Source organism: Pseudomonas sp., from assembly GCF_050739655.1.
GTDB lineage: Bacteria > Pseudomonadota > Gammaproteobacteria > Pseudomonadales > Pseudomonadaceae > Aquipseudomonas.
On the sequence record NZ_JBOIBY010000687.1, the window covers coordinates 1 to 8,762 of the forward strand.

General features: G+C 55.4%; 8 protein-coding genes. 4 read left to right on the forward strand and 4 right to left on the reverse strand.

Translation table 11 applies throughout. The features are described from left to right. Nucleotides 1–178: 178 nt before the first annotated feature. Complete coding sequence (locus tag ACRESJ_RS32555) at nucleotides 179–757, reverse strand: eCIS core domain-containing protein (protein ID WP_431761579.1); 579 nt, start codon at nucleotides 755–757, stop codon at nucleotides 179–181. Nucleotides 758–1,143: 386 nt separating this feature from the next. On the opposite strand from ACRESJ_RS32555, the gene ACRESJ_RS32560 reads away from it, so the two are divergent. Continuing rightward, a complete protein-coding gene (locus ACRESJ_RS32560) occupies nucleotides 1,144–2,466 on the forward strand; it encodes a DUF1329 domain-containing protein (RefSeq protein WP_431761580.1) in 1,323 nt (440 codons plus the stop codon). Between the two features lie 108 nt (nucleotides 2,467–2,574). Here ACRESJ_RS32560 and ACRESJ_RS32565 read toward each other — a convergent pair whose 3' ends face one another. Then, the gene (locus ACRESJ_RS32565) at nucleotides 2,575–2,736 is read right to left on the reverse strand and encodes a DUF2986 domain-containing protein (protein WP_081015199.1); all 162 of its coding nucleotides are present in this window, start codon (nucleotides 2,734–2,736) and stop codon (nucleotides 2,575–2,577) included. Between the two features lie 57 nt (nucleotides 2,737–2,793). Next, a complete protein-coding gene (locus ACRESJ_RS32570; protein WP_431761581.1) occupies nucleotides 2,794–3,360 on the reverse strand; it encodes a nucleotidyltransferase family protein in 567 nt (188 codons plus the stop codon). Between the two features lie 229 nt (nucleotides 3,361–3,589). On the opposite strand from ACRESJ_RS32570, the gene ACRESJ_RS32575 reads away from it, so the two are divergent. Both ACRESJ_RS32575 and ACRESJ_RS32580 read left to right on the forward strand, forming a co-directional pair. Beyond that, nucleotides 3,590–4,927 (forward strand): MFS transporter, encoded by a 1,338-nt coding sequence (locus tag ACRESJ_RS32575; protein ID WP_431761582.1) that lies wholly within the window; start codon nucleotides 3,590–3,592, stop codon nucleotides 4,925–4,927. A 156-nt stretch (nucleotides 4,928–5,083) separates the two neighbouring features. After that, nucleotides 5,084–5,940, forward strand: a protein-coding gene (locus ACRESJ_RS32580; RefSeq protein ID WP_111286357.1) for an IS5 family transposase whose coding sequence is annotated in 2 segments (ribosomal slippage) — nucleotides 5,084–5,432 and nucleotides 5,432–5,940 — 858 coding nt in all. Because the reading frame shifts where the segments join, the coding sequence is not laid out codon by codon here. Here ACRESJ_RS32580 and ACRESJ_RS32585 read toward each other — a convergent pair. Further along, the gene (locus ACRESJ_RS32585; RefSeq protein WP_431761584.1) at nucleotides 5,937–6,101 is read right to left on the reverse strand and encodes a recombinase family protein; all 165 of its coding nucleotides are present in this window, start codon (nucleotides 6,099–6,101) and stop codon (nucleotides 5,937–5,939) included. The genes ACRESJ_RS32580 and ACRESJ_RS32585 overlap by 4 nt on opposite strands. Nucleotides 6,102–6,595: 494 nt before the next feature. Here ACRESJ_RS32585 and ACRESJ_RS32590 point away from each other — a divergent pair. Further along, a partial coding sequence (locus ACRESJ_RS32590) for an S-type pyocin domain-containing protein (protein WP_431761583.1) occupies nucleotides 6,596–8,762 on the forward strand: 2,167 nt, incomplete at its 3' end.

Below are 8,762 nucleotides of genomic sequence, written 5' to 3' on the forward strand. Positions count from 1 at the left end.
CTGTACGAGTTCAAGTTTCATTGTCAGACCTTTCAGGTAAAAAGCGTCCTGGCCAGGAAGCGGATGACTTTGTCAAAGGCCCGACAAGTATGCGTATCGTGGAAAAACTTCCTATCACGCCAAGTGAGTACTCCCAAAGGGGTAGTACATGGAAATGACCGGGGAAGTACGCTGCCCTTCAGTAAGTCTCTTTGCGCAGCGCCCGCCTGACCTCAGCCTGTATGGCATAAGCCGGTGCCTCCACGGCATTGGAATCCTGGGTATAGCGTTGGGCAAATCCCTGCACTCCCCACTCCTGATACTGCTGCACATGTTTCAGTTCGTGAGCCCAGAGCGCGATGTCCTGTTCGGCGGTTTGAGCGTCCCGGAAGAGGATGATATCGATCAGCGTCACGGCACCGACATCAGGGTTTTGCAGCATGGCAGTGGCGGCGGTGAGTTGGCCGTTGTCGCTGATTTTATAACGCGCGCTATCGAGGACGGCGGGGTCGTACCAGTGCAGTAGCTGCTCGCGGATATGCGCCGGAATGGGTTGGAGGCCGGCGCTGGCGGCTTCGGCGCGGGCCTGGGTCAGCCACAGGGCCAGGGCAGGTGCCGCGATCTGGTAGACGTCATCAGGCACCAGGTCTGGCAGGCAGATGCAGCCGTCCAGGCACACTTGTTTCTCGCCAGCCGGGCAGCCGTTGCTCTGGGCTGGCACTTCAAGTGCCAGGCAAAGAACAGACAACGCCAGCAGACGCGTGGTGATGGGCGGCATGGGGCGCTCCAGATTTTTTCCGAGCGTTGTTCATTCCATGGCATCGCGTCAATGCCGGTGCCTCGAAACATCAACAATCCTGGCGATCGAGCAGTGAACTCGCCAACAGCGCCTTCAATGCCATCGGCCTGGCGAAATGATAACCCTGGGCCTGCCCTGCCCCGATTTCACGCAGCAGGTCCAGCGTTGCTTCATCCTCGACACCCTCGGCAAGCGTCCGGGTCTGTCATGAATAGCCAAGGGACTGTCGTCAAATGAAAAGCGTCCCCGAATCGCGGGCTCTTTAATGGAGGTTCTGAAAAAAGCCTCTGGCGATTGAGCTGACGGATGTATCCGCGGCGCCTGAGTCACGAGTTGCCTGGTACGCCAGGCAGGAGAATAACAATATGAAATTCGTGAAAAGTCTTCTGGCTGGCCTACCCCTGATGGCGCTGGCCATCGACGCTCAAGCCTATGTATCGAGTCATGAAGCCGCGCGACTGGGCACCAGCCTGACCTGGGTGGGTGCCGAAAAGGCCGGCAATGCCGATGGCTCCATTCCGCCCTACAACGGTGGCCTGACCACGGCCCCATCCAGTTTCAAGACCGGCGACAGCATGCGTCCCGACCCCTTTGCGGACGAAAAACCGCTGCTGGTGATCAACGGCAGGAACGTCGATTCGTACAAAAACCTGCTGACCGCCACCACCGTGGCGTTGGCCAGGCGCTACCCCGGTTTTCGCATCGACGTGTATCCGACCCACCGCACCGCATCGCTACCACAGGCGATACTGGACAACAGCCGCAGGAATGCCACCAACGCCAGGTCCCTGAACGGCGGGATCGCCATCGACAACGTGATGCCCGGGGTGCCGTTCCCGATCCCGCAATCAGGCGCCGAAGCGATGTGGAACTTCCTGCTGCGCTATCAGGGAGTCAACATCCATTCCAAGTACGACTCCTGGAGCGTCGACACGGCGGGCGTACCGAGCCTGGCGGTTACCGGCGAGGCATTCGTCTCCTTCCCGATTTACGAGAACCTGTCGAAGCCATTCAGCAGCTCGGACATTTATTATCAGTTGAAACTGTCCTACACCGGGCCTGCGCGCCGAGCCGGCGAGTCGATCATGCTCAAGAACGCCACCAATGCCACAGAGTTTCCTGGCCGCGCCTGGCAGTACATGCCTGCCCAGCGCCGGGTCAAACAGATTTCGATCCTGGCCTACGACACTCCCAACCCTGGCACCGCCCGTGCGCTCGAGCTGTATGACTGGACGCTGGTCGGCAAGCAAGAAATGATCGTGCCTTACAACACCTACAAACTCACTTACGCGCGCAGCGCCAAATCGCTGACCACCCCCAATTTCATTGCCCCGGATTTCGTACGCTGGGAAAAACACCGGGTCTACGTCGTGGAGGGCAACCTCAAGCCCGGTGCGACGCACATCTACCAGAAGCGCCGCTTTTACCTGGATGAAGATACCTGGGCCGCAGTGGCCTCCGATCAGTACGACACCAGTGGCCAGCTATATCGTGGCTCCTTCGCTTTCTTCAGCCAGAGCTATGACCAGCAGGTCCCGGATGCCACCCCTTTCATGACCTGCGACCTGTCCAAAGGCACCTATAACATCAATGGCGTGGTCGGCCCCCACGGTGGCATCCGCTACATCGAGCCGCTGTCGACTGCGCAGTGGGTGCCAGAGTCGATGGCGGGTACCGGTATTCGCTAGATCTGCGGTGATGCAACGCATCGATTATGCATGACCGATACATGACAAAGCCCCCGGCTCTAAAGAACCAGGGGCTTGAGTTTTCGAGTGCTGCGCGAGCTACAAAGATCAGCTCTCAGAGGAAATGACTGGGTCGTGACTGGATTCAGCCGCCAGCTTCAATCGGTCGGCTTTACAAATGTATTTAGGCTTGTTCTTCGGTGCCAGTTTGGCACTGGCCTTTTTGGCCTTCTCCTTGAACAGCTGCTTCAGTTTCTTTTGACGGTTCATGTTGTTCTACTCAGCCTGTAATCCTTGAATGATATCAGCTTGAGACATTTAACCGATTCAACTTTGCGGCTCCACGATCCTGAGCCAGGGCCAGCGAGCCTGATAACTTTTCGCCTTCTGTTCGAACAGGACTGGCTTGGGGTTCCCTGGATTGATACGAAGCAGCCCGTGCTCTGTGTCGGCCAGGCCGTTGGGCGCATAGACCTCGCCCGTTTCAACATCCAGACCGATGCAGGTGCCGGCAATCAGGTAGCGATCAATCCCGTCCCTGGCCGACTCAAGCTTTGGATAATCCCCACCAAACCGCTGGCCATACCACAGGTGAACGCGAGCCTGATTCTTGATCTCAATGTTCACGTCGAGGTCCCGGAACAGACGCTGACCTGATTGGATGACCTCATTTTCGGCTTCCCACGACAGGTCATCATCGAAGTAAAAGACATCGTAGTCTTTCACGCCCCACTCTGGCGGTCGCTGAGACTGATGATTCCACACGGCCTGGAACAGGCAACCGGCAGTGAGCATGCATTGGTTCAAACCGAGCTCAGGCAAGCGAGCGGAAATTTCTGCGTTTACCGGGTTGGTCATTGCGATCCTGACGAGGCTTTCGACAGTCAATGTCATTTTCATTCCTTAAAAATCGAACGGGTCCCGGCGACCGACAATACCCTCGGTGCTTTTCAAATTCGAGAAGACATTGCCCTTTGCTCTCCCTCGGCCAACCTGGCGCGAATCATGCGTGATTCAGCGGCATGAAGTCGGTGCTGGCTATGCGGATGACACTTTTGAAGTGAGTCGCCCCGGAGCCTGCCCCGATAATCGATAGCTTACTGACGAATTGTCGAGGTCAAGCATGACAAACGCAACGATGGAACAAGTCAGCCCGCAAACGCTGAGAAGAGTGATTGTGGCCGCCGGCATCGGCAATTTCGTCGAGTGGTTCGACTTCGCGGTCTATGGCTTTCTGGCCACGACCATTGCCCAGCAATTCTTCCCCAGTGGCGATGCCAGTGCCGCACTGCTCAAGACCTTTGCGGTATTCGCCGTGGCCTTTGCGTTTCGGCCCCTTGGCGGGATTTTCTTCGGCATGCTCGGTGACCGGATCGGCCGCAAGCGAACCCTGGCGATGACCATACTGTTGATGGCCGGGGCGACAACCTTGATCGGTCTGCTGCCCACTTATGCGGCGATCGGAGTCTTGGCGCCGGTTCTTCTGTCCCTGATCCGATGCGCCCAGGGTTTTTCCGCCGGTGGCGAATACGCCGGTGCCTGTGCCTACCTGATGGAGCACGCACCGAGTGACAAACGCGCCTGGTACGGCAGCTTCATTCCGGTGTCGACATTTTCCGCCTTTGCCGCGGCAGCCGTGGTGGCCTACGCACTCGAGGCGTCGTTGTCGGCCGAGGCAATGGGCAGTTGGGGGTGGCGTCTGCCGTTCCTGATTGCCGCGCCCCTGGGCCTGGTAGGTCTTTACTTGCGCTGGAAGCTCGATGAGACACCGGCATTCCAGGCGGTAACCCAGGAACGTGCAGTCGCACACTCCCCACTCAAGGAAACCTTGCGCAACCATGGTGCAGCCATCTGCTGCCTGGGTGCTTTTGTGTCACTGACGGCACTGTCGTTTTATATGTTCACCACCTATTTCGCGACCTACCTGCAAGTCGCCGGTGGCCTGAGTCGCGCCACGGCGTTGCTGGTGTCACTGATTGCATTGTTGTTTGCCGCGGCGATCTGCCCGTTGGCCGGGCTGTATTCGGACCGGGTCGGGCGTCGAATGACGGTGATGACGGCTTGCGCGCTGTTGATCGTGGCCGTGTATCCATCGTTCCTGATGGCCAGTTCCGGCTCGTTCGCCGCGTCCATCGTCGGTGTCATGCTCCTGGCGATCGGCGCGGTGTTGTGTGGCGTGGTGACGGCGGCCCTGCTCTCGGAAACCTTCCCTACCCGTACCCGCTACACCGCCTCGGCGATCACCTACAACATGGCGTATACCATTTTCGGCGGCACCGCTCCGCTGGTGGCGACATGGCTGATCAGCACCACCGGCAGCAACCTGTCGCCGGCGTTCTACCTGATCGCGGTTGCATTGCTCGCGCTGGCGGGCGGGCTGGCATTACCTGAGACTTCAAGGATTTCCCTGCATGACATTCCGTCGCAGGAGAAAGGCTTAAGAGTGAGTGCATCCGCCTGAATCACCAAACGATCCTGTCGTGGGCCCCGTGCTGTTCCATCGCAAAGGTGTTGCGGGTCAACCGCCCCGGATTCACACGCTACGCTAGGTTCTGTACGAAAACCCTTGAAACACCGAAATGGGTAAAATCGCCGCCGTCAAAGGCAGGAGCCCCTGATGGCCAAGCGATACGAACTCAGTGACGCGTCCTGGGAAATGATCGAAGATCTCATCACCCAGGATCAGAAAACAGGACGCCCAAGAAACAGCGACCGCTTGATGCTCAACGGCATCTTGTGGGTGCTCTGCTCAGGTGCCGCATGGCGCGATATGCCTGAGCGTTTCGGCCCTTGGTCGACGGTCTATCAACGCTTTCGCGATTGGCGCAATCGAGGCACCTTTGACCAGATGCTCAAGCGCCTGCATATCAGGCTCAACGAGCAAGGGTTGATTGATCTGGACATCTGGATGATCGACTCCACCGCGGTACGCGCAACCCGAGCCTCTTCCGGCGCCGGGAAAAAAGGGGGCCTGAAGAACCGCTAGACCATGCGTTGGGCCGTAGTCGCGGCGGTCTTACGACCAAGATTCATATGCTCTGCGATTCAAACGGAATCCCTCTGTGTTTCAACCTGTCAGGTGGACAGGCCAGCGATATTGCTCATGCGCAGCCATTGCTTGATCAGGTTCAAGTCCCAAGCGGCCAGAGGGGACGACCTCGCAAGCGCTGTCGCTGGCTCTTGGCGGACAAGGGCTACGATGCCGAACACCTTCGGCGCTATTGCGATCGCTACCGGATGCAGCCGGTGATTCCTTTGCGCACCATGAAGCGTAAACCCAAGCCTGGCTTGCCCAGACTGTTCGACAAGCCCAAGTACCGACAGCGCAACATCATCGAGCGCATGTTTGGCTGGCTGAAGGAGAGCCGGCAGATAGGCACCCGTTACGACAAGCTGGCGAAAAGTTTTGGGGCAATGGTTTCTCTGGCTTGCACCATGCGGTGTTTGCGACATTACTTTTCGTACACTACCTAGTGCTCTGCCAATTCGCCGAGCAGATCGACAAGGTGCTTGAGCGAGCGCCCGAGACGATCCAGCTTCCAAATCACGACAACATCACTCGACCGAACATTGGCTAGCAATTTGTCTAGCTCTGGTCGAGCGCTTTTCGCACCACTGGCAATGTCTTGATAGATGCGTTCGCACCCGGCCTTTTTTTAGGGCATCAACCTGGAGGTCAGCTTTTTGATCCCGAGTACTCACTCGTGCGTAACCTATTTTCATCAAAAGTACTGTTTACTCATCTTGGTTTGAAATAATCGAACTTTGATTAATCATACCAGTTGTTTGAACATTAACTCCGGCCGGTTAACGTTCCGGTGCCTGTTTCGTTAAAGTTCGATAAAACGAAGGTTTTTCCGAACTGAATGAAGGCTACATCATTCGTGCTCTCCTGATTCAATCGAGTGACGGCAAATTGTAATCACTGCCCCCTTGTCCGAAATATGCATAGATACATTTTTCTGTTTGCCAATAGCAATGTATGGATGCACAGTATTTTTGGCAGCCATCCAAACACAGCGCCATGGGAGGGATGTCTCAACATAAACAGGCAATTGCCTATACAGAAGCCGTAGCGCACGCCAAATGATGATGGTGGCACGAAAAGGACAAAGTCAAGGAAAGATATATGTCGAAATCAGATGATCAGATAGAACTACCGGCTACTTATGTAGGGGCGCAGCCTCCTTCAGGATTCGACAACTTCGGGGGTGGGTTTGATGTCAGTGGCAATGGGTTTAATAGCGGCACATGGGGAAGCGGTGGAGTTGATCCATCTCGTTATGGAGATGTTGGAGAAATTTATGACTCTGAACGAATAATTGATCGTCTAGGGCAAAACGCAGCGAGTGCAATACAACAAGCCAATAATGGCGCTCAAAGTGACTATGAAGCTAAATCTGCTACGCTACCAGCAGCGATTGATCAGCAAGTAGCTGCTGTACGAGCTGAGGCAGGAGCTCAAGATTCATCCCCCGTTGAAGGGTTGAATCGAGATGTAGCTGCTCGAAGTACTTTGATTGAACGTAAAACTGCTGAACTTCAGACTCAGGTAGTTACAGCAAATGCATATTATGGCACCAATCCCATTGGGAGAAGTGCAAAAGATTATGTAAATGAAGGGTATCGTCGAATTGCCTTGGAAGGTGCAGGCCTTCTTAAGTTGCAGCAAGATATGGACATTTCATATAAGGCTGCTTACGCTGCAAAGCTTCTTGAGGCCGAAATACAACTTCTAAATAGACAGGTGGCTACGTTAAAAGCATCTTTTGCTGAGGCTCAGGCCCAAGAGCCAGCACATCTTGCGGCTGAAGAACAAAAGAAAGAATTAGAGGCTCTCGCTTACTGGGCGAATCGCTACAATACTGGAAAAGACCCTATCGTTAAACAGTACAACCTCAACAAGGCTAATGTTGAGGGAAACGCACAAGCAAAACTCGACGCAGTCGGCGTGAGCCAGGCGCCTCCAGATGGTACTCCTCTCGATTGGATCAACAAAGCCATCGAATCGGTGACGCAGGTATTGAATCAGGAGTACGAACAGCAAAAATCGTATAACGCCGTGCTGGCCAATTATCCTGGGGTAGACTTTAAAAACAGTGACCTTAAAAACTTCCTTGAGCGGACGCGAGATAAACAGCTTGATCCCGAGGTGGCCTTCGCACAGGAAATGCAGGCAATCCAAGCTGCTTATGCCGCCGACGTAATGAACGACGAATTTAATAGTTTGCAAGGAAGACTGCCAATACTCAATGCCGCCAAAGCAGAGGCTCAACGAGTAGCTGCTGAAGCCATTGAACAAGCTCGTCTAGCAGCAGAGGCTGAGGCCAAACGTGTCGCTGATGAGCAGGCCCGTGTAGCAGCAGAGACGATTCGGACCGCCAATACGTTCCGTGCTCCTGGCCCAGCTTCGTCTGTTGTCCCGGTTGTTATGACCTCTGCGGGAACCATAGCCGTCATTGAAGCGGCAGCAGTGACCCTACAAGCGGCTATCCGCTCTGCAATTGCCGCATTGACCAGTTTGGCAGCTGGCACAGCCTCAGGTCTTTTGGTCGGCGTGTCTGCTTTGGTCTATTCGCCCAAGCTGGCTAATGGGGAGTTGCCTGAGCGTTATGCTTTTAGCACCCCCTTATTGGATCTTGCTCCGGAGCATGGACAGGACTTGCCAGCGATTGCCGCCGCTAGTGGCACCGTTGATTTGCCTGTTCGGATCAGTTCGAAAACAGCAGCAGATGGGCAGTCAGAAGTCATTGTCGTCAAGACTGATGGCGTGACGGTTCCTTCGAAAGTCAGGGTGGTGGCTGCTACCTATAACGCCGAACAGAACGTCTACAGTGTGACGACTGGGGATGTACCTCCCAGGACCTTGACCTGGACACCCATTGTCAATCCAGGGAATAGTTCGACCACCTCTCCTGCCGAACAGCCCGTTCCACCGGTCTACACTGGAGCGACGGTGACACCGGTTGAAGGGAGAATTGACACCTTCCCAACGGTTGTAGAAGCTGGCTTTGATGACTTCATCACCGTGTTCCCGGCGGACTCTGGTTTACCTCCGATCTATGTGATGTTCAGGGATCGGCGAGAGGATGCAGGGGTTGCAACGGGTACTGGCCAGCCGGTGACAGGCATTTGGCTCGACACTGCATCGCAAGGTGAAGGGGTGTCCATTCCGTCGCAGATTGCCGATCAGCTTCGGGGCAAGGAGTTTAAGAACTTTAGGGCCTTTCGAGAGGCCTTCTGGAAAGCTGTAGCTAACGATCCTGAGTTAAGCAAACAGTTCAATCCTGGTAGCC